The 25,100-nt window shown below is 34.6% G+C and carries 25 protein-coding genes; 12 read left to right on the top strand and 13 right to left on the bottom strand.

Annotated features, from left to right (window positions below):
* Window positions 1-175: 175 nt before the first annotated feature.
* Complete coding sequence (locus H600_RS0119515; RefSeq protein WP_026730372.1) at window positions 176-1,246, bottom strand: branched-chain amino acid aminotransferase; 1,071 nt, start codon at window positions 1,244-1,246, stop codon at window positions 176-178.
* A gap of 310 nt (window positions 1,247-1,556) precedes the next feature.
* Between H600_RS0119515 and mnmC2 the strand changes: the two genes are divergently transcribed.
* Together mnmC2 and H600_RS0119505 are read left to right on the top strand one after the other, a co-directional pair.
* On the top strand, window positions 1,557-2,222 hold the full coding sequence (gene mnmC2 / locus H600_RS0119510) for a tRNA (5-methylaminomethyl-2-thiouridine)(34)-methyltransferase MnmC2 (RefSeq protein WP_026730371.1): 666 nt from the start codon (window positions 1,557-1,559) through the stop codon (window positions 2,220-2,222).
* Window positions 2,223-2,387: 165 nt separating this feature from the next.
* The gene (locus H600_RS0119505) at window positions 2,388-2,585 is read left to right on the top strand and encodes a hypothetical protein (RefSeq protein ID WP_026730370.1); all 198 of its coding nucleotides are present in this window, start codon (window positions 2,388-2,390) and stop codon (window positions 2,583-2,585) included.
* A gap of 31 nt (window positions 2,586-2,616) precedes the next feature.
* On the opposite strand, the gene H600_RS0119500 is transcribed toward H600_RS0119505, so the two are convergent.
* Complete coding sequence (locus H600_RS0119500) at window positions 2,617-3,561, bottom strand: LysR substrate-binding domain-containing protein (RefSeq protein ID WP_026730369.1); 945 nt, start codon at window positions 3,559-3,561, stop codon at window positions 2,617-2,619.
* A gap of 107 nt (window positions 3,562-3,668) precedes the next feature.
* Between H600_RS0119500 and H600_RS0119495 the strand changes: the two genes are divergently transcribed.
* The 4 genes from H600_RS0119495 to can all read left to right on the top strand — a co-directional run bounded on the left by H600_RS0119495 (window position 3,669) and on the right by can (window position 7,037).
* Window positions 3,669-4,148, top strand: coding sequence for a Dps family protein (locus H600_RS0119495; RefSeq protein ID WP_026730368.1), 480 nt, complete (start codon window positions 3,669-3,671; stop codon window positions 4,146-4,148).
* 122 nt (window positions 4,149-4,270) lie between these two features.
* The gene (locus H600_RS0119490; RefSeq protein ID WP_026730367.1) at window positions 4,271-4,555 is read left to right on the top strand and encodes a hypothetical protein; all 285 of its coding nucleotides are present in this window, start codon (window positions 4,271-4,273) and stop codon (window positions 4,553-4,555) included.
* 80 nt (window positions 4,556-4,635) lie between these two features.
* Window positions 4,636-6,285 (top strand): SulP family inorganic anion transporter, encoded by a 1,650-nt coding sequence (locus tag H600_RS0119485; protein WP_026730366.1) that lies wholly within the window; start codon window positions 4,636-4,638, stop codon window positions 6,283-6,285.
* A 116-nt stretch (window positions 6,286-6,401) separates the two neighbouring features.
* Window positions 6,402-7,037, top strand: a complete 636-nt coding sequence (can, locus tag H600_RS0119480) for a carbonate dehydratase (protein ID WP_026730365.1) — start codon at window positions 6,402-6,404, stop codon at window positions 7,035-7,037.
* 37 nt (window positions 7,038-7,074) lie between these two features.
* Here can and H600_RS0119475 read toward each other — a convergent pair whose 3' ends face one another.
* On the bottom strand, window positions 7,075-8,277 hold the full coding sequence (locus H600_RS0119475; protein WP_026730364.1) for an LETM1-related biofilm-associated protein: 1,203 nt from the start codon (window positions 8,275-8,277) through the stop codon (window positions 7,075-7,077).
* A 110-nt stretch (window positions 8,278-8,387) separates the two neighbouring features.
* Complete coding sequence (locus tag H600_RS0119470) at window positions 8,388-8,915, bottom strand: superoxide dismutase family protein (protein WP_026730363.1); 528 nt, start codon at window positions 8,913-8,915, stop codon at window positions 8,388-8,390.
* Between the two features lie 213 nt (window positions 8,916-9,128).
* Between H600_RS0119470 and H600_RS0119465 the strand changes: the two genes are divergently transcribed.
* The 4 genes from H600_RS0119465 to H600_RS0119450 all read left to right on the top strand — a co-directional run bounded on the left by H600_RS0119465 (window position 9,129) and on the right by H600_RS0119450 (window position 11,621).
* Window positions 9,129-9,554 (top strand): META domain-containing protein, encoded by a 426-nt coding sequence (locus H600_RS0119465; RefSeq protein WP_026730362.1) that lies wholly within the window; start codon window positions 9,129-9,131, stop codon window positions 9,552-9,554.
* A gap of 26 nt (window positions 9,555-9,580) precedes the next feature.
* The gene (locus tag H600_RS0119460) at window positions 9,581-10,099 is read left to right on the top strand and encodes a DUF4251 domain-containing protein (protein ID WP_026730361.1); all 519 of its coding nucleotides are present in this window, start codon (window positions 9,581-9,583) and stop codon (window positions 10,097-10,099) included.
* A gap of 93 nt (window positions 10,100-10,192) precedes the next feature.
* Complete coding sequence (locus H600_RS0119455; RefSeq protein WP_245176606.1) at window positions 10,193-11,056, top strand: transporter; 864 nt, start codon at window positions 10,193-10,195, stop codon at window positions 11,054-11,056.
* Between the two features lie 79 nt (window positions 11,057-11,135).
* Window positions 11,136-11,621: a hypothetical protein gene (locus tag H600_RS0119450; protein WP_026730359.1), complete on the top strand. Its 486-nt coding sequence runs from the start codon at window positions 11,136-11,138 to the stop codon at window positions 11,619-11,621.
* Between the two features lie 65 nt (window positions 11,622-11,686).
* On the opposite strand, the gene H600_RS0119445 is transcribed toward H600_RS0119450, so the two are convergent.
* From H600_RS0119445 to H600_RS0119405, 9 genes are all read right to left on the bottom strand, one after another.
* Window positions 11,687-12,778: a glycoside hydrolase family 18 protein gene (locus tag H600_RS0119445; RefSeq protein WP_026730358.1), complete on the bottom strand. Its 1,092-nt coding sequence runs from the start codon at window positions 12,776-12,778 to the stop codon at window positions 11,687-11,689.
* Between the two features lie 214 nt (window positions 12,779-12,992).
* Window positions 12,993-14,798, bottom strand: coding sequence for an acyl-CoA dehydrogenase family protein (locus H600_RS0119440; RefSeq protein ID WP_035108759.1), 1,806 nt, complete (start codon window positions 14,796-14,798; stop codon window positions 12,993-12,995).
* A 32-nt stretch (window positions 14,799-14,830) separates the two neighbouring features.
* On the bottom strand, window positions 14,831-15,196 hold the full coding sequence (locus H600_RS0119435; protein WP_026730356.1) for a four helix bundle protein: 366 nt from the start codon (window positions 15,194-15,196) through the stop codon (window positions 14,831-14,833).
* A 127-nt stretch (window positions 15,197-15,323) separates the two neighbouring features.
* Window positions 15,324-16,505 (bottom strand): thiolase family protein, encoded by a 1,182-nt coding sequence (locus H600_RS0119430; protein ID WP_026730355.1) that lies wholly within the window; start codon window positions 16,503-16,505, stop codon window positions 15,324-15,326.
* Between the two features lie 56 nt (window positions 16,506-16,561).
* Entirely contained in the window at window positions 16,562-16,918 is a 357-nt protein-coding gene (locus H600_RS0119425; RefSeq protein WP_026730354.1) for a four helix bundle protein, read from the bottom strand.
* A gap of 73 nt (window positions 16,919-16,991) precedes the next feature.
* A complete protein-coding gene (locus tag H600_RS0119420) occupies window positions 16,992-19,382 on the bottom strand; it encodes a 3-hydroxyacyl-CoA dehydrogenase/enoyl-CoA hydratase family protein (protein WP_026730353.1) in 2,391 nt (796 codons plus the stop codon).
* Window positions 19,383-19,429: 47 nt separating this feature from the next.
* Window positions 19,430-19,888 (bottom strand): MarR family winged helix-turn-helix transcriptional regulator, encoded by a 459-nt coding sequence (locus tag H600_RS0119415; protein WP_026730352.1) that lies wholly within the window; start codon window positions 19,886-19,888, stop codon window positions 19,430-19,432.
* A 221-nt stretch (window positions 19,889-20,109) separates the two neighbouring features.
* Window positions 20,110-21,147: a helix-turn-helix transcriptional regulator gene (locus tag H600_RS0119410; RefSeq protein WP_026730351.1), complete on the bottom strand. Its 1,038-nt coding sequence runs from the start codon at window positions 21,145-21,147 to the stop codon at window positions 20,110-20,112.
* Between the two features lie 270 nt (window positions 21,148-21,417).
* Window positions 21,418-22,032 (bottom strand): HD domain-containing protein, encoded by a 615-nt coding sequence (locus H600_RS0119405; RefSeq protein WP_026730350.1) that lies wholly within the window; start codon window positions 22,030-22,032, stop codon window positions 21,418-21,420.
* A 346-nt stretch (window positions 22,033-22,378) separates the two neighbouring features.
* Here H600_RS0119405 and H600_RS0119400 point away from each other — a divergent pair, with 346 nt between their 5' ends.
* Both H600_RS0119400 and H600_RS0119395 read left to right on the top strand, forming a co-directional pair.
* On the top strand, window positions 22,379-23,800 hold the full coding sequence (locus H600_RS0119400; protein ID WP_026730349.1) for an RtcB family protein: 1,422 nt from the start codon (window positions 22,379-22,381) through the stop codon (window positions 23,798-23,800).
* A 357-nt stretch (window positions 23,801-24,157) separates the two neighbouring features.
* Entirely contained in the window at window positions 24,158-24,955 is a 798-nt protein-coding gene (locus tag H600_RS0119395; protein ID WP_026730348.1) for a TatD family hydrolase, read from the top strand.
* Window positions 24,956-25,100 lie beyond the last annotated feature (145 nt).

Below are 25,100 nucleotides of genomic sequence, written 5' to 3'. Positions count from 1 at the left end.
ATGCTTAAAAAGGCGTTTCACTTTCATTAATGCACATAGCTATGTGTTAGAAACTTGTTTCTTTTTGTGTTCTTTTAAAACACTTGGACTATGTTTCTATGTGTTTAAATTATATAAAGTAAAAACCCGATAAATTTTAAATCTATCGGGTTTCTCTGTTTATTGCGGTTTTGGATTATTGTACTTTAACTGTCCATCCATAAGTGTCTTCAGAAAGTTTGTTTTGAAGACTAGTTAATTTTTCTTTCAAGAAAGAAGCATATGAATTTTCAACAGGTGCCATTTCATAGTATTCATCTTTATAAGAGAATCCTTTGATAACACTGATTACTGCAGCTGTTCCGGCTCCAAAAATTTCTTTTAAAGATCCGTTTTTAGCTGCTTCAACTAATTCAGAAACAATAACTGGACGAACTTCTACATTAAGGCCTTCTTTTTCAGCCATTGCGATCAAACTTTTTCTAGTTACACCATCTAAAATTCTCTCGCTTGTTGGAGCTGTCAATAATGTATCATTAATTCTGAAGAAAACGTTCATTGTTCCTGCTTCTTCTAATTTTGTATGGGTTGCATCATCAGTCCAAATAACTTGTTGGAAACCATCTTTGTTCGCTAAGTTAGTTGGGTAGAATTGAGCGGCATAGTTTCCTGCAGCTTTTGCAGCTCCGATACCACCATTTGCTGCTCTACTATAATGTTCAGCAATGATCACTTTTACTTCGCCTCCGTAATATGCTTTTGCAGGCGAAAGCAAGATCATAAATTTATATTCGTCAGATGGATTTGCGATAACTCCAGGTCCTGTAGCAATCATAAAAGGACGGATGTACATACTTGCACCGTTTCCTCTTTGAATCCATTCTTGGTCGATTTTCAATAATTCATTTAAACCTTCCATGAAAATATCTTCTGGTACTTCTGGCATAGCCATACGAACAGCAGAACTGTTGAAACGTTTGTAGTTTTCATCAGGTCTGAACAACCAAACATCATTATTTTCATCTTTGTAAGCTTTCATCCCTTCAAAAATAGCTTGACCATAATGAAAGACTTTTGATGAAGGATCCATTAAAATTGGAGCATAAGGCTTAATGACCGGAGTCTGCCACTGTCCATTTTTGTAATCACATTCAAATAAATGGTCTGTAAATACAGCACCAAAGCTTAAGTTTTCAAAGTCTACAGAGCTTATCTTAGAAGAGGTAGCTTTTCTGATTTCAATTTTGCTTGTTTGAGTTGTACTCATAATTATGTAAAGTTTTATCGAATTGAATTCTTAACAGATGATTTTGTAACGTAGTGATCTGCTGAAGAATAGTTTTTTGTTGAATGCAAAATTACGGAAAAATATGTAATTTACTTGGTAAAACTGCATTAATTCCTGTGTTTGACTGAGATTTGTTTATCTTATAATAAACCTAAAATTTTAAGTAAGTTTTATAAAGAATTTATGAAAAAAGTGCGGTTTTTTAAGGCTTTACGCATTTGTTTTGACTAAATTTGATCAATAAAACAGACTGAAAATCAGTAAAACACCATTATAAAATTCGAAAATCGTGAAAAGAGAAATAATTAAAACGCTAGATGGCTCAACGACAATTCATTTGGAAGAATGGAACGAAAGTTATCATTCAAAACATGGTGCAATACAAGAGGCCAAACATGTTTTTATTAAAAATGGACTTTCATTATTTGAAAATAGTCCAGTATCTATTTTGGAAATTGGTTTTGGAACTGGTTTGAATGCTTTTATCACTTTTTTGGAATCAGATAATAAACAACAAATTATTGATTATGTTGGAGTAGAGGCTTATCCTGTAAATGCTGAAGAAGTTTTAGGAATGAATTATGTTGAAGAATTAGGCGCATTGGAATTTGACAACATTTTTGAAAAAATGCATAAAAGTGAATGGAACGAGAAAACCGAACTTAGCGGCACGTTCTCGTTAACCAAAAGGAAACAATTTTTTGATGAAATCAACGATTTTGAAACTTTTGATTTGATTTACTTTGACGCCTTCGGATTTAGGGTGCAGCCTGAATTGTGGAGCGAAGAAATTTTTCAAAAAATGTACAATAGTTTAAAACCAAAAGGCGTTTTAGTTACTTACGCAGCTCGCGGAGTTGTTAAAAGAAACATGATTTCGGTTGGGTTTACTGTCGAAAAATTGGCTGGTCCTCCAGGAAAACGAGAAATGTTTCGCGCTTTTAAAAACGTTTAATTAAACTATGTAGAATTATTCTAGATTGAGTTATATGTTTTAAGAAAACGTATTCGTTATTAAAGTTTTTAAAAAAAAGAGTTAAAAATAGTTGTTATAAAGGTTATTTTTTTAAATTTGGTGCGAGTTTAAAAATATAGATAACCCCAAAAATCTTATTTTATTATGTCAAAAATGATGTTTGATTACACGAAATCAATACTTGAAAGAGTAAGTTTCGACCCGGTACTTTTCTGCAAAGAATTAGAAAAAGCTATCAAAACACTGTTACCTTATGAAATGGAGCAATTACAAGAATGGTTGTTAAGTTTTGTAATCGAAAAGCCAGAATTAAAACAAAGTCTACTACTGATAAAAGTATAAAAGAAAAGGAGCCAAATTGGCTCCTTTTTTATTACGCTTTCTTTTGTAGTGGACTGATGATTTGAACATTCTGAAAAACAATTGCGCCTTTTACAACGCCGGCAATTGTAGATCGAATTGCGTCAATAATTTGCATTTTTAGTTCGCTTTTAGGGTAAATCAAGCTTACTTCTCGAGCAGGTTTTGGTTCCTTAAAGTTTCGTAGTTTCAGTTTGTCGGATTCTTTCAAATCCAAAGTGTGCAAGTACGGAAGTAATGTTGTGCCAAGGCCTTCGTCTGCCAATTTTATTAAGGTTTCAAAGCTTCCGCTCTGAATCTGAAAGTTGTTTTGGTCAATATCAGAAACACTTTTGCATAGATTTAGTATTCCATCTCTAAAGCAATGGCCGTCTTGTAAAAGTAGAATTTCATTTAAATTTAAGTCCGCAACTTCAATTTCTTGTTTTTCGAAACTTGCATGATGTTCAGGAATATAGGCCACAAATGGTTCGAAGTATAAAACGATTTCTTTTATTTTTTCATCTTCAAGAGGTGTTGCAGCAATAGCAGCATCAAGATGACCATTTTTTAATTTCACAATAATTTCTTCGGTATTAAGCTCTTCGATTAAAAGCTTCACTTTTGGATATTTTTTTATGAAATTATTCAAAAACATTGGCAAAAGCGTTGGCATGACCGTCGGGATAATTCCCAGACGGAATTCGCCACCAATAAAACCTTTTTGCTGCTCTACTATATCTTTGATTCGGTCAGCTTCGTTTACAATATTTTTAGCTTGACTTACAATTTTTTGCCCAATATCAGTTAATTGAATTGGTTTTTTGCTTCTGTCAAAAATTAAAATATTCAGTTCTTCTTCAATTTTTTGAATCTGCATGCTCAAAGTCGGCTGTGTTACAAAACACTTTTCGGCTGCAAGAGTGAAGTTTTTATGCTCTGCAACAGCTAATACATATTGTAATTGAGTTATAGTCATATTGATAGTATTTTTTGATGCAAAAATAAGAAAATATAATTTTTATTTATGCATATTTTATGAAAGTTACTTTAATTTTGTAGTAAATTAGTGTAAAAAAAGAGATTATGAAAACAAATATTTTAGGATTACCTGTAAAAGAGTCAGAATTGTTGGTACAAGAATTAAATATTTTATTATCCAATTTTCAAGTATATTATCAAAATTTGAGAGGAATTCACTGGAACATCCGCGGAAAGCGTTTCTTTGATCTTCACGTGAAATTTGAAGAATTGTATACAGATTCTCAACTAAAAATAGATATGATAGCGGAAAGAGTTTTAACTATTGGTGGAACTCCTTTACATACATTTGAAGATTATATCAAGAACAATAAATTAACTGTTGGAAAAAATATTTCAAACGATGAAAAAGCAGTGCAATTGATTGTTCATTCGCTATCAGATTTGCTGAAAATCGAAAGAGAAATCTTAAATAAGTCTGGCGAAATTAACGATGAGGGAACAAATTCTATGATGAGTGACTTTATTGCAGAACAAGAAAAAACGATTTGGATGATGAATGCATGGCTTGAAGAAACGATTTAAGTGATTGCATATTAATATATTAAAAGCAGAATGTCATGAAAATTGCATTTTGCTTTTTTGTTTATGTTAAATTTCTATAAAAAAAACTTTGATTTTATTTCTTTAACGCTATTTTTGCTTCAATGAAATTAGTCGCTCGCATATTATTATTCATATTTATTGCTTTCTTGGCAACGCCAACTATTGTGACGTTGATGAAGAAAAGTAATGATACGTCTATATTTTTCAGTTTTTCTGAAGAGGAGCACTCGCACAAAGAACTTAAGGCAGCCGTTTACCCAGCAATACTTCAGCATGAGGTAATAGTGCCAGTTTATATTGAAAAGAAAATTATTGTATCTGAAAATATTGTTAAACTAGACAATATTTCTCCGAGCATATTTGCTCCACCCCCTAATTTGGCATAATACTTCCGATTATTTTGAACTCAACTGCATTTGTATAAATGTGGTTAATCTTTAATGAATAATTTTTTTAGTATTGTGTTATGACAAAAAAAATCAATCTTTTTGCCAACCTAAAATCTGACTTTGCCTCAGGTTTGGTGGTTTTCTTGGTTGCTCTTCCATTATGCTTAGGTATAGCAATGGCTTCTGGAGCACCTTTATTTTCTGGAATTATTGCTGGTGTTGTTGGGGGGGTAGTAGTTGGTTACTTAAGCCAATCGCACATTAGCGTTTCAGGTCCTGCTGCTGGATTAACAGCAATTATTTTAACCGCTATTACTGATTTTGGTGCTTTTGATGTGTTTTTGCTGTCCGTTTTTATCGCTGGATTAATTCAATTAGCATTAGGGTTTTTAAAAGCCGGAAGTATATCAAATTATTTTCCAACGAATGTAATTGAAGGGATGCTGGCAGGTATTGGTATCATCATTATTTTGAAGCAGTTGCCGCACGCTTTCGGTTATGATGCTGATTTTGAGGGCGACCAAGCGTTTATTCAAAATGATGGAAGCAATTCGTTTTCATTTTTATTTGATGTTGTAAATCATATTCATTTAGGTGCTGTTGTAATTTCGGCTATTTCGCTTGTAATATTACTTGCTTGGGACAGAGTTGCTTTTTTAAAGCGTTTAAAATTAGTGCCAGGAGCATTAGTTGCCGTTATTGCTGGCGTTGTTCTTAATGAAGTTTTTGTTTCGTCTGGAAGTTCATTGGCTATTGCAAAAGAGCATTTGGTTTCATTGCCAGTTCCAAAATCTTTTGACGATTTTAAATCGATTTTGATTCTTCCCAATTTCAGTGCCGTTACAAATCCACAGGTTTGGGTTGTGGCTGTTACAATCGCTATTGTAGCTTCTATCGAAACATTATTATGTATTGAAGCTTCTGACAGAATGGACGTTCAAAAGCGTTATACAGATACCAATGTTGAGCTTAGAGCACAAGGTATTGGAAATATGATCAGTTCACTTTTGGGTGGATTGCCAATGACATCGGTAGTGGTTAGGTCGTCTGCAAATAATAATGCAGGAGCAAAATCAAAAATGTCAACTATTATTCACGGTTTATTTTTATTGATTAGTGTTTTGTCGATCCCTACAATTTTAAATAAGATTCCATTAGCAACTTTGGCTACAGTTTTAATTTTAGTAGGTTATAAATTAGCTAAACCAGCAACTTTCATGCATTTCTGGGAAAAGGGCAAATATCAATTTGTGCCTTTTATAGCAACTTTAGTCTTTGTTGTTGCTACAGATTTGCTGAAAGGGGTTGCGTTGGGAATTATCATCAGTATCATTTTTGTACTGAGAGGTAACTTGAAAAGAGCTTATATTTTCAAAAAAGAAGAATATGAAGATGGCGATATCATTCATATTGATTTAGCTCAGGAAGTTTCGTTTTTAAATAAAGCGGCAATTAAGCAAACTTTGAGTGAAATTCCAGAAAATTCAAAAGTGGTAATCAATGCGCACGATACGGAATATATTGCGCATGATGTTTTGGATTTAATTCGCGAGTTTAAAGAAACGCGTGCGATTGATGAAAATATTAAAGTGAAGCTTAAAGGTTTTAAAGAAGCGTATGAACTTGAAAATACTCCAGAGAACAATAATCATGTTACAATTGAGCATTATTATGATGTTGCCAAAAGAGCTTTGGTGAAAAAGGAAATTTCAAAAGAACAATTTTAACAAATAACCAATTAAAGTATTTTTAATATTGCAGGAAACATCAAAAAATAGGTAACTTTACATAATTACTTTTTGGCATATAAAGCAACTAGAAATACTATTCAAAAATAAAGAAAATGAGAAAATTTTATGAGCAGTTATTAGAAAATAATAAAAAGTGGGTTGAAACTTCATTGGCAAAAGATCCTAATTATTTTGCTGATCTTGCAAAAGGGCAACAGCCGCCATTATTATGGATTGGATGTTCTGATAGCCGTGTTCCTGCAAATGAAATTGTAGGAGCAAAGCCAGGTGAAGTTTTTGTTCACAGAAACATTGCCAATATGGTTGTTCACTCTGATATGAACATGTTGAGTGTGCTAGACTACGCGGTAAATGTTTTGAAAATTAAACATATTATTGTTTGCGGACATTACGGATGTGGTGGTGTAAAAGCAGCAATGGGAAATCAATCAGTTGGAATTATTGATAACTGGATTCGTCATATTAAGGATGAATACCGTTTGCATGATAAATATTTGAATTCAATCGAAGATGAAACAGAGCGTTTTAATGCTTTTGTTGAAATCAATGCTAAAGAACAAGTTTATAATTTAGCTAAAACTTCAATCGTTCAGGGAGCTTGGAAAAATGGACAAGACTTGATGCTTCACGGTTGGGTTTACGGATTAAATTCTGGTTTTGTAACCGATTTGAATGTTACAATCAGTTCAAATGATGAACTTGATACTGTTTATCAATTAGATTTATAATAGAAAATAAAAAATCGCCTCACAAGGGCGATTTTTTTTATTCGTTTTCGTCAAGATTTTCATTAAAAGCTGACGGAAGCATTGTTGGAATAAACTTTATCAGAATTGGCAATAACAAGCTGCCTCCCGGAAGCAAAAAGATTGTGAGTGACGGAATCGTTTTGCAGATATCCAAAAGTTGCTTTTTGACTTTTTTCTTTTCTTTGGCATCCAAATCTCTTGTAGTAGAATAAGCCAGCAAAACCATTAATTCTTTGCTTTGAACAATTTCTTTTACCAATCGGTTTTTGTTTCTGATAATCAGTTTTACAACCGTGTGCGTCATTTGGTCGTAAAAATGTTTTACCGGATTCGAATAATTGAAATACGGGATTTTCTTTTTATGAGTTGTAATAAAGGTGTTTGTCGTAGCAATGCTTTTGGTGACAAAATCGTCATCAACGCCCATTGTTGATCCTAATGAATATAAAAAGTAGGCTTCTTCATTTTCTACAACACCATCGCTCCATAAAGCCATTCCGGCCATATCCATCAAATAATAATGTTCTAAAGTGTTTTTGAAATAATCCAGAGACAAAGTTTCTAACGTTTCAACTGTGACTTTTGAAAACTTAGAATAGCGAATTGATGCTTCAAAAAGTTTTATCAATAAATCATCGTGTTGCGATTTGACTGTTTTTGTTTTTAATGCAAGTCCGACAATTCCTAGAACCGTTTCCTCAATACGTTTTAAATATTTTTCAGGAATGGCACCGTGTTCCAAATATTGTCTAAAAGCTAATACATCAATAAACAACAATGCATTTGTAACTAAATGCGAAAAGTTTTTGCTGATAATACTGTCGTTTGTCTGGACTCTTTGGTCAATTATATTTTCTAATGAAAGAGAAGGAGTGTCCCTTGGAAGCAAAATTTTAAACAAATTGAATCCTTCTGGATTCATTTGCTTGTAGAATTTTAAAGCTTCGGAAATAAAATTATTGGGTTCAGAATTTCTTTTTTCTAAACAAAAAACATGATACAAGGTGTTTAGTAGCGCAACTTTTGAAATTTCGGTCTTAAACCAGCCTTTTATGGGGATCGGGATTTGAGAATCTATTGAGATAATGTGGCCATAGATAAATCCAGTTTCTCTGACTTTATAGTAGAATGAGTCAGTAGTTTCAAAAGGAATTGCTTCTGAAAACTTTTGTTCGCTAAAAAACTTATCTATCCAGCCTGGTGCCGATGCGTTGATCATTAACTTTAATTTGAAAATGCAAAGCTAATTTTTTTTCTTGTCTTAGGATTCATTAAAAATGAAATAACCACTAGATTTTGTGAAAAAATAGTGGTTATTGCGTTTTTTTATTATTTGATGATTCCTGCGCAGGCAACTCTACCACCTGCATTTCCAGTAGGTTGTGTCGTAAAGTCATCAGCTCCTTGATGTACAATCAAACCTTTTCCTAGCACATCTTTGTTTGCATCTCCACAACCAACACACCATTCGTCAGTAGTCAAAGTAATGGTTCCGTTTCCTTTTGCATCTGCAGTGAAGTTTCCGATATCACCTTTATGATATTCACCAACTCCCCATTTTCCATGTTTTTTGAAAGTTGGATTCCAGTGTCCACCTGCAGAACTTCCGTCTGCTGAAGAACAATCTGATTTTTCATGAATGTGGATGGCGTGAACGCCAGGCTGTAATCCGGCTACTTTTGCAACAAAGGTAACTTTTCCGTTTTTCTCTGTAAAAGTTGCAGTTCCGCTAACGTTGCTGCTGCTTTTTGGTTCCAAATTTACAGTCAACGTTTTGGCATCATTTGATTTTGTATTGGTCTTACAGCCAATAATTAAGGCTGTAATTATAGCGAAAGAAACAATTGCTTTTTTCATATGTGAGGCTTTTAAATTAAAGATTAAGTAAATTTAACATAAAAATGCCGATATAATTACCTCTAAAAGTTAAATAAATCTAAAACTATTAAGTGTAAATTAATGCCGGTTTACACTGAGAACAAAAAAATATTGCTTAAATTCGTAGAGGTTTTTAACGAAAAATTTCTCAAATCTCGTTTTATAATTCATTAATTTTTAATACTTAATGTTATGACGAAGAATTTTTTTACGCTTATACTCTTAAGTGTTGTACTGATTTCCTGCAAATGCCAAAAAACAGATAAGGTTTCTAAATTAGATGGAAACTGGGAACTTAATTATGTTTCCGGCCCGCGAATAGCTTTTGAAGGTTTGTACCCAAATAAAAAACCAACAATCAATTTCAATACAAAAGAAAGCCATGTTTCTGGAAACAACAGCTGTAATTCATTTAATGGAAAATTAGTTGTTGACGGAAATAAAATTGATTTCACACAACCAATGGCAGTCACAAAGATGATGTGCATGGATGGGAAAGGCGAACAGCTTTTTATGAGTACACTTCAAAAAGTTACATCTTATGATATTACCGATGACGGAAAAACTTTAAATTTTATCTCAGGAGATATTGCCATGATGCGATTTACCAAAAAATAAAATTAACTCTATTAAATTTATATTTTATGTCACCTAAATTATCCATTTTACTAGTGTTATCCTGCTTTTTAAGTTTTTCTGTCTTAGCACAGGAAAAATCTAAAAAAGAGCTTAAAGCAGAACGTGAACTGCAAAAACAAAAAGAAATAGAAGCTTTAATTGATTCTAAAAATTTTGCTTTTGAAGCGCAAAAAGCAACTCCCCAAGGAGGAAGACTTTTGAATCTAGATTACAATACGTATTTTTTGAATTTTAATGAAACCAAGACTACTTGTGATCTTCCGTTTTTTGGACGAGGTTACAACGTAGGTTATGGAGGAACAGACGGGGGTATTAAATTTGAAGGTGTTCCTGAGAATACCAGAATTGAGAAAAGTAAAAAAAAGATTATCGTTAGGTCTACAGTAAAAGGACAAAATGATGTGTATGATCTTTTATTTACAATATTTCCTAATGGAGGCGCTTCACTTTCGGTCACTAGTAATAATAGAGGCTCGATTTCTTATGATGGTGAAATACATCCACCTAAAACTGAAATTAAATAGTAAGAGTTTTAACTTGATTGTATCGCCAATTCTTTAGGATTTATGCCAAAAAAATACTTTTCCGCCTTCTCTAATAAATACTTCTGTGCAATATTGATTTTATTTTCAGTTATAAGTTACAGCCAAGATTTAGAGCCAAGAGCTTACGCCAATGTGCCAAAAAAATTAAATGTAGCCGCTTTAGGTTACATATTTATGGATGGAAATGTCGTAACAGAGCCATCATTACCTATTTCCGATTTTAAAATTCAAAGCCACAATGTTGCAGCAAGTTATGTCAGGACTTTTGGTTTGGCGAATAAGCTTGCCCGTATTCAAGTTTCAGTTCCGTTTACTTTTATGGACGGCTCTGCTTTGGTTGCCGGCGATTTACTGACAGGTTCTAGAACCGGTTTTGCTGATACAAAAGTGCGATTTGGAGTGAATTTATTGGGTTCGCCTGCGCTTGATAAAAGTGAGTTTAGATCTTTTCAGCAAAAAACAATTTTAGGGGTTAGCTTGGTGACTTCAATTCCAACAGGAAGATATTATGAAGACAAACGCGTTAATATAGGCACAAACCGCTGGGGTGTAAAACCTGAAATTGGTATCTCGAAACGCTTTGCTCATGTATATGCGGAGGCATACGGAGGAGTTTGGTTTTATACTGATAATAATGATTTTTTAGGAAAAAAAATGGAACAAAAACCAACGTATAGTTTGCAGGCACATGCGAGTTATTATTTTAAAAACAACACGTGGCTTGGTTTTAATACAACGTGGTTTTTTGGTGGAAAAACAATAATTGACGGTGTTCCTGAAGCAAGTCAGATTGATAACTGGAGGATTGGAGGAACATTTTCAACACCTATTGCAAAAGGGCAATCAATTCGATTTCAATATCATGCAGGGGCATTTACTAATAATGGTTTAGATTATTATGCTTTATCAGCAGTTTATCAATATTCTTTTTTTTAATCAAGGGGGGCAATGTCTTCAAAAACAATAAAATTTTAATGTGCATAATTATTTAGAAACAAATTTAAAATCAAAAACTATGAAAAAATTAAGTCTTATTTTTATTATGGCTCTAGCAACGTTTTCATCTTATGCTCAGTCTTCATTTAAAGAAGATGTTGATGTTTTGCAAAGTGTTTATGGAAAATCGAAAAGTGATTTAGTCAAACAGTATATGAATTTATCTGATTCGCAATCTGCTGCATTTGCAAAAGTTTATGACAAATATGAAACCGCACGCAAGACTCTTGGTCAGACAAAGTTTCAACTTCTTAACGATTATTCAGCAAATTATGCAACCTTGACTGATGCAAAAGCAGATGAATTGGCAAAAGGAACTTTAAAAAACCATATTGCTTATGAGAAATTATACGAAAAGACTTATAACGAAGCAAAGAAAGCAATTGGCTCAATAAACGCAGCGAAGTTTATCCAACTTGAGGTTTATTTGCAAACCATTATTAAAGCAGAAATTCTAGAAGCAATTCCGTTTATTGGTGAATTAGATAAGACAAAAGTGAAATAAAGACGAACTTTATCATAAAAAAACGGCAGTTATCTTTTTGAGAAAACTGCCGTTTTTTAATTTAATTATTTGTTTTTAACTTCATAAATAGCATTCACCATTCCGTCACGGAATTTATCCAATGGAAGTTCCCAAAACATGATTCCGCCTAATTTTTTAGATTTTGCATATTCAGTTTTTGCTTTTATAGAAACTAAATCGTCGCCCGTTGCAAATTTTTTGTCTTTTTCGTTGTACCAGTAAGGTGCTTTTGCTTTATCATCCCAGAAATATTTCCATCCATTCGCTTCGGTGTAAGTCTTTTCGAAGTCTTTAAACGATGTTCCGTCGGTGTGTTCTCCAGATTGATATAATCCGTTGTTTACATTCGCAACATTTTTCCATGTTCTCGTGTAAAATGCACCGCCAATAACTAATTTTTCTGCAGGAACGCCTTGCTTTAATAAGTAAGTAACCGCTCTGTCAGTTGACTCTTCTTTTGCATTAGTGCTGTATAGAGGAGTATGATGGCCTGTAACTTTAGAATATCCGTTTACCAAATCGTAGCTCATAATGTTAATACGATTTACATATGGTGCTACACCTTTCCAGTCGATTGATTCATCCAAACATTTTTGAAAACCTCCCGCAGCAAAACTTAGCTCGTATTTTTTTCCTAATGTTGAACGTAATTTTTTCAACAGATCAGTAAAATTTGGTTTATCTGCAGCTTGGTATAAATGCCCTGGAAGACCTTCTATCGAAGGATATTCCCAATCCAAATCTAATCCGTCAACTTTGAAGTAATCACTTACTTCTTTTACTGATTTTGCAAATTTTACACGGCCTTCAGCAGTTGAAAAAGCAGCAGAACAAGGTTCGCAACCACCCCATCCGCCAAGCGAAAGAATAATTTTTAATTGCGGATTTTTTGCTTTTAAAGCTACTAGATGTTTAATCGTTAAAGAATCTTTTGGAGAATCAACGCTTAATTTGCCATCTCTTAAGTGGCAGAAACTGAATATAATTTGGTCCAATTTATTGACTTCGTACTGGTCAATAAGATTAGAATCGCCTGTGTAATAAGCGATAATATCCAGTTTTTTGTTTTTCTGTGCAAATGAATTTGTGGATAGCACCAGAAAAAATAAAATTGTAATTAGGTTAAGTGGTTTCATATTTTAGTTTTTTAGAATGCTAAATATACTGGAATGTATTTAATATTTAACTATACTAAAACGATTTAATTTGAATTTTAACGAATTATTTGCAAATCACTGCAAAAATATTGCGTTTTTCAGGTTCTGTCTTTCAGATGGAAAAAAAATAAGCCCGCGCAGTTTCGGACTTGCGCGGGCTTAAACAAATTAAAAGCTAAAAACTATTTTTATATTAGAAGCAGTAACTGTTCTCTGCAACTAATTTTTCTGCAATTTTTTCTCTCAACGCAACTACGTTTGGAAGATTAGTATATTTTGTAAAACGCTTTAATCCCATTAACATCATACGTTGTTCGTCACCTTCAGAGAATGAAGCGATTCCTTCTTTTCCTCTTAAGTTTACAATGTCAACTGCTTTGTACAAGTATAATTTTGCCATTGCAATTTGTTCTTGTACTTTATCTTCACCTTGAGATTTTGCTAATTTTTCAGTTCTCAAGATTGTGCTCTCTGCCATATAGATTTCGATTAAGATATCAGCAGCAGCCATTAATAATTGTTGGTGAGAATCTAAATCTGGACCGTATTTTTGAACAGCGCTTCCGGCAACCATTAAGAAAACTTTTTTCAAGTTAGCCACGATTACTTTTTCTTCTGAGAATAATTCAGAGAAATCTGGAGTATCAAAAGAGGGAATACCCATTAATTCTTCTTGAACTTTCATTGCTGGTCCAAGTAAATCAACGTGTCCTTTCATTGCTTTTTTGATCAACATACCTACAGAAAGCATTCTGTTGATTTCGTTTGTTCCTTCATAGATTCTAGCAATGCGAGCATCTCTCCAAGCACTTTCCATTGGAGTATCTTCAGAGAATCCCATTCCACCGAAAACTTGAATACCTTCGTCAGAACAGTTTTGAACGTCTTCAGAAACTGCTACTTTCAAGATAGAACACTCGATAGCATATTCTTCAACACCTTTTAATTCTGCTTCTTGATGAGAAGTTCCTTCTGCTTCACGAGCAGCGATTCTGTCTTCGATATCTTTTGCAGCACGGTAAGAAGCACTTTCTCCAGCGTAAGCATTCGTTGCCATTTCAGCTAATTTAGAACGGATAGCACCAAAAGATGAAATAGAAGTGTTGAACTGAATTCTTTCGTTAGCATACTTTACGGCTCCAGAAGTAACTCTTCTTTGAGCATCTAAACAAGCAGCTGCCAATTTAATACGACCAACGTTCAAAGCGTTCATTGCGATTTTGAAACCGTTTCCTCTTTCAGATAACATGTTTTCAACCGGAACTTTTGTTTCGTTGAAGAAAACCTGACGAGTAGAAGAAGCACGGATTCCTAATTTATGCTCTTCTTCATTCATAGAAATTCCGTTTGAAGGATCGTTTTCTACAATGAAACCTGTAATATTTTTATCATCTCCAATACGAGCAAAAACGATGAAAACGCTACAGAAACCTGCATTCGAAATCCACATTTTTTGTCCTGTGATAGAGTAGTATTTTCCATCTTCAGATAAAACAGCTTTTGTTTTTCCTGAGTTAGCATCAGATCCTGCGCCTGGCTCAGTCAAACAATAAGCTCCAAACCATTCTCCAGAAGCTAATTTCGGAACGTATTTTTTCTTTTGTTCTTCAGTACCATAAAGTGTAATTGGCATAGTTCCAATTCCTGTATGTGCACCAAAAGCAGTTGAGAACGAACCTGTTGCTCCAGAAATGTAGTCACAAACCAACATTGTAGAAACAAATCCCATTCCTAATCCGCCGTATTCTTCTGGAACTGCAACTCCTAGAAGCCCTAGTTCACCCGCTTTACGCATAGATGATTCTGTGTAAGCGTAATCTTTTTTCTCAAAACGATCTTTATGTGCCCATAATTCTTTGTCAACGAACTCTTTTACAGAGTCACGCATCATTAACTGCTCTTCCGAGAAATCTTCTGGTGTGAAGATGTCTTCGCATTTTGTTTCTTTAACTAAAAACTGACCACCACGAGTCACGTTTTTTTCGATTGTATCTGCCATTTTGTTTTTGTTTAGATTAAAAGATGCAAGAGTCAAGAAGAAAGATTTTGATCTAACTTACTTATGAAACCTGTTGTCATCTTTTGAAATTCAATTATTTTGTTTTCTATTTCTTCTGTTTTTGTCTTGGATAGATAATCATTTTGAAAAGCTATCAGTAATTGTGTTTGTAATTCAAATGACGAACCTAAACTAATATTCAAATAATGCTGAAAGTGTTTATTTCCTCTGTTTGAACCTTCAGCAATATTGGAAGGCATTGAAACAGAACATCTATTCATTTGACTTATTAAACTATAAGTTTCTGATTTTGGAAAAGTGGCAGTTAGTTTATAGATATCATTAGTAATTTCCATAGCTAAAATCCAAATTTTCAAATTCTTAAAATTGTGTCTCATTTTTTTTTGAGGCAAGATAAGAAGAAAAAATAAAAGTAAGTTTTTTACTACTTTTTAGGATGCACTTTTGGAATATCTACATTCCAAATGTAAGTCTTGCTTCTTGCTTCTTTCTTCTCAAAAAAAACTACAACACCTCGTAAATCCCTGCAGAACCTTGTCCAGTTCCCACACACATACTCACGATTCCGTACTTATTACCTCTGCGTTTCATCTCATCAAATAACTGAACAGAAAGTTTAGCTCCTGTACATCCTAGAGGGTGTCCTAAAGAGATCGCTCCACCGTTTACGTTTACGATATCTGGATTGATATTTAACTCGCGAGTTACTGCTAAAGCTTGTGAAGCAAAAGCCTCGTTTAATTCAATTAACTCAATATCATTTAATGTTAATCCCGCTTGTTTCAAAGCTTTCGGAATTGCTTTTACTGGACCAATACCCATAATTCTTGGCTCAACACCAGAAGAAGCAAAGTTTACTAATCTGGCGATTGGCTCAAGATTTAATTCTTTAACCATGTCCTCACTCATGATTAAAACGAATGCTGCACCGTCGCTCATTTGAGAAGAGTTACCAGCCGTTACACTTCCGTCAGCAGCAAAAACCGGTCTTAAACCTGCTAAAGCTTCTTTAGAAGTTCCCGCTCTTGGGCCTTCGTCTTTGTTTACAACGTATGATTTTGTTTCTTTTTTACCATTTTCATTGATGAAAGTCTGCTCAACAGTAATAGGAACAATTTGTTTGTCAAATTTTCCTTCTGCTTGTGCTTTCAAAGCTTTCATGTGAGAGTTGTAAGCAAACTCATCCTGATCTTCTCTAGAGATTTTGTATTGATTGGCAACCGCCTCGGCAGTTAAACCCATTCCCCAGTAATAATCTTCGTGACCTGCAGCAGCAACTTTATAATCCGGAGTTGGTTTGTAACCTCCCATCGGAATATAACTCATACTTTCTGCACCACCTGCAATGATACAATCTGCCATTCCTGATTGGATTTTAGCAGTCGCCATTCCGATAGTTTCTAATCCAGAAGCACAGTAACGGTTAACCGTAACTCCAGGAACATCTTCAACTTTTAATCCCATTAAAGAGATCAAACGTCCAACGTTTAAACCTTGTTCTGCTTCGGGCATAGCATTTCCTACCATAACGTCATCAATACGTTTTTTGTCGAAATTAGGCAGTTCATCCATCATAAACTGAATGGTTTCTGCTGCTAATTCATCAGGTCTTTTAAATCTAAAAACACCTTTTGGAGCTTTTCCAACTGCTGTTCTATATGCTTTTACTATATATGCTGTTTTCATAAATGATTGTATTTTTCTGTATATTGTATTATTGTATACTGTAAGTTGTAAAATGTTTATTTTGTATCTAACGAAGCTTGAAGCTTAATAAGCATATTCTGTATATACTGAATTTCAGATTCTAAAATATTAAAAACTTCCTGCTCGATATATCCAATATTTTTGCAAATAATTAATTGTGTTTCAAACTCAAATGCTGATCCTAATGAAATTCCTAAAAAGTTATTAAAGTCTTTAGGTGATTTTCGTCCACAACCTTCCGCTATATTTGATGGTATGGACACCGCACATCTTCTTATTTGTGAAGTCAAACCATAAATTTCTTCTTTAGGAAATTTTTGAGTTTTTAAATAAGTATTGGTTACAAGTTCAATTGCTTTTTGCCAAACTTTCAATTCTTTAAAATAATTCATCTTTAAAAAATATAATTTATTTCATTTGTAAAATGCTGCCTGTAAATACAATATACATTTTACAATATACAATCTAGTTACGAAGTGGTTTTCCTTTAGTCAACATGTATTGAATTCTTTCTAAAGTCTTACGCTCTGTACATAAACTCAAGAAAGCTTCACGTTCGATATCTAATAAATATTGTTCAGATACTAAAGTTGCTTCAGATAAATCACCTCCAGCCATTACATAAGCCAGTTTGTTAGCGATTTTCTTGTCGTGCTCAGAAATGTATTTTCCAGCTTCCATTTGATCTGTTCCAACTAAGAACATACCTAAAGCTTGTTTTCCTAATACTTTTACATCCGTTCTTCTGATTGGTTGTGTATAACCAGCTTCAGCCATTAACAAAGCATGTTTTTTAGCTTCAGCAATCTGACGATCTTTGTTCACTACAATAACATCTTTTCCATGTTGAAGAAGTCCAGTATCAAAAGCCTCATAACCAGAAGTTGAAACTTTAGCCATGGCGATAGTCAAGAAATACTCTTGAAGAACGTTCAACTCCACATCGTTTTTGCGGAATAAATCAGATGCTCTTAAAGTCATTTCTTTAGAACCACCACCACCAGGAATTACACCAACACCAAATTCAACTAATCCCATATAAGTTTCTGCAGCAGCAACTACTTTATCAGCGTGTAAGCTCATTTCGCATCCACCGCCAAAAGTCATTCCGTGAGGTGCTACAACAACTGGAATAGAAGAGTAACGAACACGCATCATGGTGTCTTGGAACAATTTAATTGCCATGTTCAATTCGTCGTATTCTTGCTCAACTGCCATCATGAAAATCATTCCGATATTAGCTCCAACAGAGAAATTCGCTGCTTGGTTACCAATAACTAAACCTTGATATTCTTTTTCAGATAAGTCGATTGCTTTATTGATAGCTTGTAGAACGTCGCCACCAATTGTATTCATTTTAGATTGGAATTCTAAATTCAAGATTCCGTCTCCTAAATCCTGAATGATTGCACCACTGTTGCTCCAAACTTTTTTGCTTTCGCGAATGTTGTTCAGAATAATGAATGAATCTTGTCCAGGAACTTTTACTTGTGATTTTGTCGGAATGTTATAGAAATAAGTAGCTCCTTCTTTTACAGTATAGAAACTGTCGCTTCCAGAAGCCAACATTTCAGTAACCCATGCAGCAGGTTCTAGACCTTCTGCTTTCATGATTTCAATTCCTTTGGCAACGCCAATAGCATCCCAGATTTCGAATGGACCATTTTCCCATCCAAAACCAGCTTTCATGGCATCGTCAATTTTGTATAATTCGTCTGAGATTTCAGGAACTCTGTTTGACACGTAAGCAAACATTCCAGCGAAACTCTTACGATAGAATTCTCCCGCTTTGTCTGTTCCTTTTACTAAAACTTTAAAACGATTGATTGGTTTATCAATAGTTTTTGTTAGTTCAAGAGTAGCAAAATTTGCTTTTTTTGCCGCTCTATATTCTAATGTATTTAAGTCTAAAGAAAGAATGTCTTTATCTACTTTTTTATAGAAACCTTGTCCAGTTTTGCTTCCTAACCAATTATTTTCCATCATTTTGTTGATGAAATCAGGAAGTTTGAACAATTCGTGTTGTTCGTCGTTCGGGCAGTTTTCATAAATACCGTTGGCAACGTGTACCAAAGTATCCAATCCCACAACGTCAACCGTACGGAAAGTAGCCGATTTTGGACGACCAATTACCGGTCCTGTCAATTTATCAACTTCCTCGATAGTCAATCCCATTTCTTTCACCAAGTGGAATAAACTTTGGATTCCGTAAATACCAATTCTGTTTCCAATAAACGCCGGAGTATCTTTAGCAACAACCGAAGTTTTTCCTAAGAATTTAGATCCGTATTCGTTTAAGAAGTCCAATACTTCAGTTGAAGTTTTTGGACCAGGAATAATTTCAAATAATTTTAAGTAACGCGCAGGGTTAAAAAAGTGTGTGCCGCAGAAGTGTTGTTGAAAATCTTCGCTTCTTCCTTCACTCATAAAATGAATTGGAATACCAGAAGTATTTGAAGTAACCAAAGTTCCCGGCTTGCGGAATTTCTCGATTTGTTCAAAAACTAATTTCTTAATGTCTAAACGCTCTACAACAACCTCGATAATCCAATCAACATTGGCAATTTTTGCCATATCGTCTGTCGTATTTCCAGTCGTAATTCTGTTTGCGAATTTCTGACTGTAAATAGGAGATGGTTTCGATTTTAATGAATTCGCCAAGTGCTCGTTTACCACTCGGTTGCGAACAGCTTTACTTTCAAGAGTTAATCCTTTTTTAGCTTCAGCCTCGGTCAATTCGCGCGGTACGATGTCAAGAAGTAAAACTTCAACACCAATATTGGCAAAATGGCAAGCTATTCCTGAACCCATAATTCCGGATCCAATTACAGCAACTTTTTTAATTGTGCGTTTCATACTTGTTATTATTTGTTTTTTTACAGAATCAGGACAATCAAAATTGATTATTTTTCTTCTGTGTTTTCTGTTTGATTAAATATGTTTTTATCGTGAATCAGTTCGTTGATGATTTCAGAAACTTCGATAAAATGTTTCAGCTTTTCTTCCGAAACATGTTTTCTAACTGTTTCATTAAACTTTAAAACTGTATTTTTAGATAAATCTCTTTTTTCTTTTCCAAATTCGGTCAAGTAGATTAATACGCCTCGGCCGTCGCTTGGGTTTTTCTTGCGAACAATTAAACCTTTTTCCTCCATAGATTTGAGCGTTCTGGTTAAGCTTGTGGCTTCCATACCCATTCTTGGGCCTAAAGCGGTCGATGGCGTTCCTTCTTCCTTGTCCATGCTTAAAAGTGCAAATCCGGTTGCCATAGTTGCATCGTACTTTGCAGCTTCTTCGTTATACATTCTTGAAACAGCTTGCCATGTCGCTCTCAAAATATAATCTATCGTTTTGTCTTTCATAGGTAACTATATCGATTTCAAATATAATTAAAAAATACTATGCGTGCATATTATTTTTAAATAAATTTTTGGTTAATTAAAAAATGTCTTTGGTTTTCAGTGTTTTGTGGTTAAATTTTAACTGAAATATACTATTCTTTTTTGAAATTTTAACAAAATTCATGCAGTAAAAAATCTTTTTTGATTTTAAAACGAGGTTTAATTCGGTATTATTCAAAAAATTATAGGTTTAATTCAGTATTATTTTCAGGATTATATCTGGATATTGCTTTTTCGAGAATTTTTCTCATTCTGTTTCGAAGGTAATCGGGACGGAGAACTTCAATTCCGTCACCAAAACCTAATAATATACGTTCCATTTCATAATTAGGAGAAAGAAATATATGTACTATAATACTATGATCTTCATTTTCTTTAATCAATCGCTGTGACGGATGCAAAGGTTTTGTAAGAACATATGGTGCATTTACAGCATCAATCCAAAGTTCTATTCGTCTGGGTTGTAATCCCGAATTGACCGTAACGCCAATTACATTTTTATAGTAAGTATCCGCATCAAAAACTTCTTCTATATAAGGAAGATTGAAATCGTAGTCAATCGAAATAATTCTGTCCAACGCCAAATTAGTAATAGGCTGAGATGCTTTTTTCTTTCCGACTAAAAACCATCGATTATTGAATTCCTTCAATATAAAAGGATGAAAATGAAATTTCGTTTCTTCTCGCGATTTGAATGATTTATAAGTAATTATCAAAACCATCTTTTTGATAATCGCCTGATAAATTTCATCTAAATAATGTAAGCCTTTTAAATTCTCATTTTTATCTAAATAAATAACAGGTTTAGTATGCGATTTTTCGGCGTAAATTTTATCTTCCAAACGTTGCAATATATCCGAGACATCATTAAATAAAGAGAAATCTTTGAATTGTTTCAACATCGAAACCGTTTCAGTCAAAACATTCATATCGGTTTCCGTCAGCGGAATATCGGTTATCGAAAAATCTTCGTCTTCATATTTATAATACTTTTTATCGTAAACCACGATTGGTGCATTATAACCGAGTTTTTCACTTCGCATGAGCTGAATATCCATTTGAATGGTGCGCTTGCTGATGGGGTTTTCTCTTCCTTCATATTCAAATAAAGCTTCAGAACAACATTCGATTAAATCTTCGAGTGTCCATTGCCGGTATTTATTTTGCAGACATTTGTCGATTGTTTTGTACCGAATTAAAGCATTTTTGTTTTGTGACATAGGTTGTGTGTGTTTTTGCTCGCAAAGTCGCAAGGGCGCAAAGTTTTTTTCACGCAGATTAGGCAGATTTAAGCAGATTTTTTTAATCCTTTAATCTGTGGCTAAAAAAAACTTTGCGACTTTGCGACTTTGCGAGATTAATTTTGCGTTGTATATTTTGGGCGTGCCCCTCCGGGTCGGGCTTTCGGCTATATTCCCAATTAACAAAAACTACGGCTAAAAAGCCTTGTTTTTCTAAATCGGGAGATACCGCCTCAATCCCTCACGCATTTACGTTAATAATGCAATCTCTTTTTCAATATTCGCTCTCGCTTTCTCTTCATACAAATTCCGAAACTCATCCGTCTGAAAAATAAACTCGTTTTCCAGAAAATGTTTCAACGCTTTTGCGCGCCCGGGTTTGTAGAGAAAATCAGGATAAATGCGGTATTCTTTTCGAATTTGTTCGAAATAGATTTTATAATCTTCCCAATCTTTAGCGAGGATTTTCAAATCAAAATCGATTAGCCAATTTATGTCTTCAATTGCATTTTGCTGATGTTGCTGTGTGGCGCAGATTGCATCAAAAATGAGTTGCTTATTTAGATCCAAATTTTTAGGTAAAACAGCCAAAGCATATTTGGCACTTTTGAGTTCGTTATCTTTTTTTGAACTCGAATAAACAAAATCATGATAAAAAATAGAGAACAAAATTTCATCAGGATTTTGAAGTTGATCACGATACGTTTCAAAACTTTCAATCATTTCTTTTAAATGTGTGAGATTATGGTAATGCCTTGATTTTTTGGAATATGCCTTTTCTAAATTGTTCCAGTTTTGCTGAATTTCATTTGCTGAAAAGCCAATATTGGAGAGTAAATCAGAATAAATTTTCTGTAAATTCATCTTGTTTATATTTAAATCTGTTGAATAACTCCAAAGGAGTCAATATTTATAGTCAATCATTCAAGGTAACGAGAAGCTCCGGAGGAGTGCAATATTTATAGTTAATTTATTGGTTATGATAAAAAGCTCCAGCGGAGTGACACTCTTTTTTTATATTTTGCCATAGAAAATTTCACCCCGCTGGGGTTCTTGAAATGCATTTGAGAATTAGCTATAAATATATCGTCCCAATGGGACTTATGCTTTTCTTGGATAATTTTTCAATCAAATTTAAAATTCTTTTTTTACTGCGCAAAATAATTGCGCAGTAAAAAAAAATCTTTGTACTATCAAAAAAATAGAAATCATGAGTACACAAATAAACGGTACAGATATACTAGAATTAGGATTCCCAGAAGGAAAAATAATCGGAATCGCATTAAAAATAAACAGCAAAAGACACGGATTCAAACGTGATGAAATGATCACAAATTTCAAAAACGTCTTGGAAACTCCGGAAAACAATATAGACGATAAAATCTTCAGCAAACTGGCTGTGGCTTTGATCGAAAAATCGAATGAAAAACCAGAAGATTTCATTGCTTTAAATCAGAATCCGAATGCGTATTCGGCTTACGGATTAGATCATATCGAAGACGGAGCCAGAAAACAAATGGAAGTGGCCATGAAATTGCCCGTTACGATTGCTGGAGCTTTAATGCCAGACGCACATCAAGGTTATGGATTGCCGATTGGCGGAGTCTTAGCAACAAAAAACGCCATTATTCCGTATGGAGTTGGTGTGGATATTGGGTGTAGAATGGCGTTGTCGGTTTATGATATTCCGGAAGATTTTTACTTTGAAAACGAAGCCAAATTCAAAAAAGAATTAATTGCGAATTCTATTTTTGGAGCAGGTCACGGATTTCACGGTCAGTACAAATCAGATCATGCGGTTTTGGAAAATGATGCATTTAATATGAATCCGTTTGTGAAGAATCTGAAAGATAAAGCCTGGTCACAATTAGGATCTTCGGGTGGTGGAAATCACTTTGTAGAATTCGGAATCATGGAATTTGCGCAAGACGATGCGGTTTTAAATATCCCAAAGGGAAAATACGTCGCTTTGTTAACGCATTCCGGTTCACGCGGAATGGGAGCCACAATTGCCGGACATTATACTAAAATCGCCAAAGACGAATGTAAGCTTCCAGAAGTCGCCAAAAACTTAGCGTATTTAGATATGAATTCGCAATTAGGTCAGGAATACTGGTTGGCGATGAATTTGTCGGGAGATTATGCTTCGGCTTGTCACGAGATTATCCATAACAAAATGGAACGTGCTTTGGGTGCGACGATTTTAGCCAAAGTCGAAAACCATCATAATTTCGCCTGGAAAGAAATCTGGAATGGCGAAGAAGTGATCGTACATAGAAAAGGAGCAACCCCAGCCGGAAAAGGCGTTATGGGAATCATTCCGGGAAGTATGACCGCACCGGGATTTTTGGTGAGAGGAAAAGGCGAGGAGAACGCTATAAATTCAGCTTCACATGGAGCAGGAAGACAAATGAGCAGAACCCAAGCCATAAAAAACATCACACAATCCGAAATGAAATCCATCCTGAAAGATCATGGCGTTACGCTTATCGGAGCTGGTCTAGACGAAGCTCCAATGGCGTATAAAGATATCAATCAGGTTATGGAAGCGCAACAGGATTTAGTAGATGTTGTTGCGAAGTTTACCCCGAAATTGGTTAGAATGGCAGATGATGGAAGCCGTGAGGATTGATTTTTAGTGTTCAGTCGCGGTCGCAGTTTTCAGTGTAGAGGCGCACGGCAGTGCGTCTAACGCTTTGTGATAATTTTAACCGCAAAGTTCGCTAAGATTTACGAAAGGTTCGCAAAGAATTTTTTCACGCAGATTTTGCAGATTCAACAGATTTTAAAATAATCCTTTTAATCTTAATAATCTGTGGCTAAAAAAAAACTTAGCGACTCTGCTCCCGATAACTATCGGGATTGCGAGATTAAAAAACAAAAAACTTTGTGTCCTAGTGCCTTAGTGGCAAAAAAATAAATAATTTAAGGCAACAGAGAGAAAAACCTTAGCATCTTAGCCTCTCAGAACCTTAGCAACTTAAAAAAAATGAATTATATAGACATAGGAATCAACCTAACCAACAAACAATTCCAAAACGACATAGACGATGTCGTACAAGACGCGCTCGATGCCGATGTATCACAAATGATACTCACAGGCACCAGCGTACGAAATAGTGAACAATCTGCGAAGATTGCGAGGCAGTATCCGCGCGTGTTGTACGCTACAGCCGGAATACATCCGCATGATGCACAGCGTTTCGATGCGCAGAGTATTTCGAAACTGAAGAAATTATTAGAACTGAAACATGTAGTTTCCATTGGCGAATGCGGACTCGATTTTGATCGTGACTTTTCGCCCCGAAACAAACAGGAAGAATGTTACAAAGCCCAATTAGAATTGGCGATTGAAGTTCAGAAACCTTTGTTTTTGCACGAAAGAAGCGCTTTTAATTCTTTTATGAATAGTACCAAAGACTATTTGCCGAAACTGCCAAAAGCCGTTGTGCATTGTTTTACGGGAACGTTGCAAGAAGCCAAAACCTATCTCGATAACGGATTTTATCTGGGTTTTACAGGAGCGATTTCAGATGCCAAGCGTTTCAGTCCTTTAAAAGAAGTCATTCAGTACGTACCGCTCGACCGAATGATGATTGAAACCGATGCGCCGTTTATGCTTCCTAAAAATGTCCCGAACAGTCTCTTGAAGAAATACCACGAACGTCGTTGCGAACCTGCTTTTCTGCCGTATGTTGCTGGAACAATTGCACAGTTTAAAGGAATTACTTTGGATAAAGTAGCGGAGGAAACGACTAGGAATTCTAAAAGCTTTTTTGGGATTTAAGTTTGTTTTCCTAACAGGTTTTAGAAACCTGTTAGGTATTTATTTGTTGGCTTTTAAATCAGGTGTTTGTACTTGGTTTGAAGGCTTTTTGTTTGTATATATTTGAGCGTAATTCATACTCTATGAAGCCATAGTAATTACGGAA

The sequence above is a fragment of the Flavobacterium denitrificans DSM 15936 genome (genome assembly GCF_000425445.1).
Lineage (GTDB): Bacteria > Bacteroidota > Bacteroidia > Flavobacteriales > Flavobacteriaceae > Flavobacterium > Flavobacterium denitrificans.
This window is presented reverse-complemented; position numbering and strand designations above follow the sequence as displayed.

Excerpts from the sequence above, each read along its gene's own strand:
- H600_RS0119440 (WP_035108759.1), bottom strand. The coding sequence starts at position 14,798 with ATGGCAGATACAATCGAAAAAAACGTGACTCGTGGTGGTCAGTTTTTA.
- H600_RS0119420 (WP_026730353.1), bottom strand. The coding sequence starts at position 19,382 with ATGAAACGCACAATTAAAAAAGTTGCTGTAATTGGATCCGGAATTATG.
- H600_RS0119450 (WP_026730359.1), top strand. The coding sequence starts at position 11,136 with ATGAAAAAATTAAGTCTTATTTTTATTATGGCTCTAGCAACGTTTTCA.
- H600_RS0119515 (WP_026730372.1), bottom strand. The coding sequence starts at position 1,246 with ATGAGTACAACTCAAACAAGCAAAATTGAAATCAGAAAAGCTACCTCT.
- can (WP_026730365.1), top strand. The coding sequence starts at position 6,402 with ATGAGAAAATTTTATGAGCAGTTATTAGAAAATAATAAAAAGTGGGTT.
- H600_RS0119395 (WP_026730348.1), top strand. The coding sequence starts at position 24,158 with ATGAATTATATAGACATAGGAATCAACCTAACCAACAAACAATTCCAA.
- H600_RS0119485 (WP_026730366.1), top strand. The coding sequence starts at position 4,636 with ATGACAAAAAAAATCAATCTTTTTGCCAACCTAAAATCTGACTTTGCC.
- H600_RS0119435 (WP_026730356.1), bottom strand. The coding sequence starts at position 15,196 with ATGAGACACAATTTTAAGAATTTGAAAATTTGGATTTTAGCTATGGAA.
- H600_RS0119505 (WP_026730370.1), top strand. The coding sequence starts at position 2,388 with ATGTCAAAAATGATGTTTGATTACACGAAATCAATACTTGAAAGAGTA.
- H600_RS0119460 (WP_026730361.1), top strand. The coding sequence starts at position 9,581 with ATGTCACCTAAATTATCCATTTTACTAGTGTTATCCTGCTTTTTAAGT.
- H600_RS0119465 (WP_026730362.1), top strand. The coding sequence starts at position 9,129 with ATGACGAAGAATTTTTTTACGCTTATACTCTTAAGTGTTGTACTGATT.
- H600_RS0119415 (WP_026730352.1), bottom strand. The coding sequence starts at position 19,888 with ATGAAAGACAAAACGATAGATTATATTTTGAGAGCGACATGGCAAGCT.
- H600_RS0119495 (WP_026730368.1), top strand. The coding sequence starts at position 3,669 with ATGAAAACAAATATTTTAGGATTACCTGTAAAAGAGTCAGAATTGTTG.
- H600_RS0119475 (WP_026730364.1), bottom strand. The coding sequence starts at position 8,277 with ATGATCAACGCATCGGCACCAGGCTGGATAGATAAGTTTTTTAGCGAA.
- H600_RS0119425 (WP_026730354.1), bottom strand. The coding sequence starts at position 16,918 with ATGAATTATTTTAAAGAATTGAAAGTTTGGCAAAAAGCAATTGAACTT.
- H600_RS0119405 (WP_026730350.1), bottom strand. The coding sequence starts at position 22,032 with ATGAATTTACAGAAAATTTATTCTGATTTACTCTCCAATATTGGCTTT.
- H600_RS0119430 (WP_026730355.1), bottom strand. The coding sequence starts at position 16,505 with ATGAAAACAGCATATATAGTAAAAGCATATAGAACAGCAGTTGGAAAA.
- H600_RS0119500 (WP_026730369.1), bottom strand. The coding sequence starts at position 3,561 with ATGACTATAACTCAATTACAATATGTATTAGCTGTTGCAGAGCATAAA.
- H600_RS0119410 (WP_026730351.1), bottom strand. The coding sequence starts at position 21,147 with ATGTCACAAAACAAAAATGCTTTAATTCGGTACAAAACAATCGACAAA.
- H600_RS0119490 (WP_026730367.1), top strand. The coding sequence starts at position 4,271 with ATGAAATTAGTCGCTCGCATATTATTATTCATATTTATTGCTTTCTTG.
- H600_RS0119445 (WP_026730358.1), bottom strand. The coding sequence starts at position 12,778 with ATGAAACCACTTAACCTAATTACAATTTTATTTTTTCTGGTGCTATCC.
- H600_RS0119400 (WP_026730349.1), top strand. The coding sequence starts at position 22,379 with ATGAGTACACAAATAAACGGTACAGATATACTAGAATTAGGATTCCCA.
- H600_RS0119470 (WP_026730363.1), bottom strand. The coding sequence starts at position 8,915 with ATGAAAAAAGCAATTGTTTCTTTCGCTATAATTACAGCCTTAATTATT.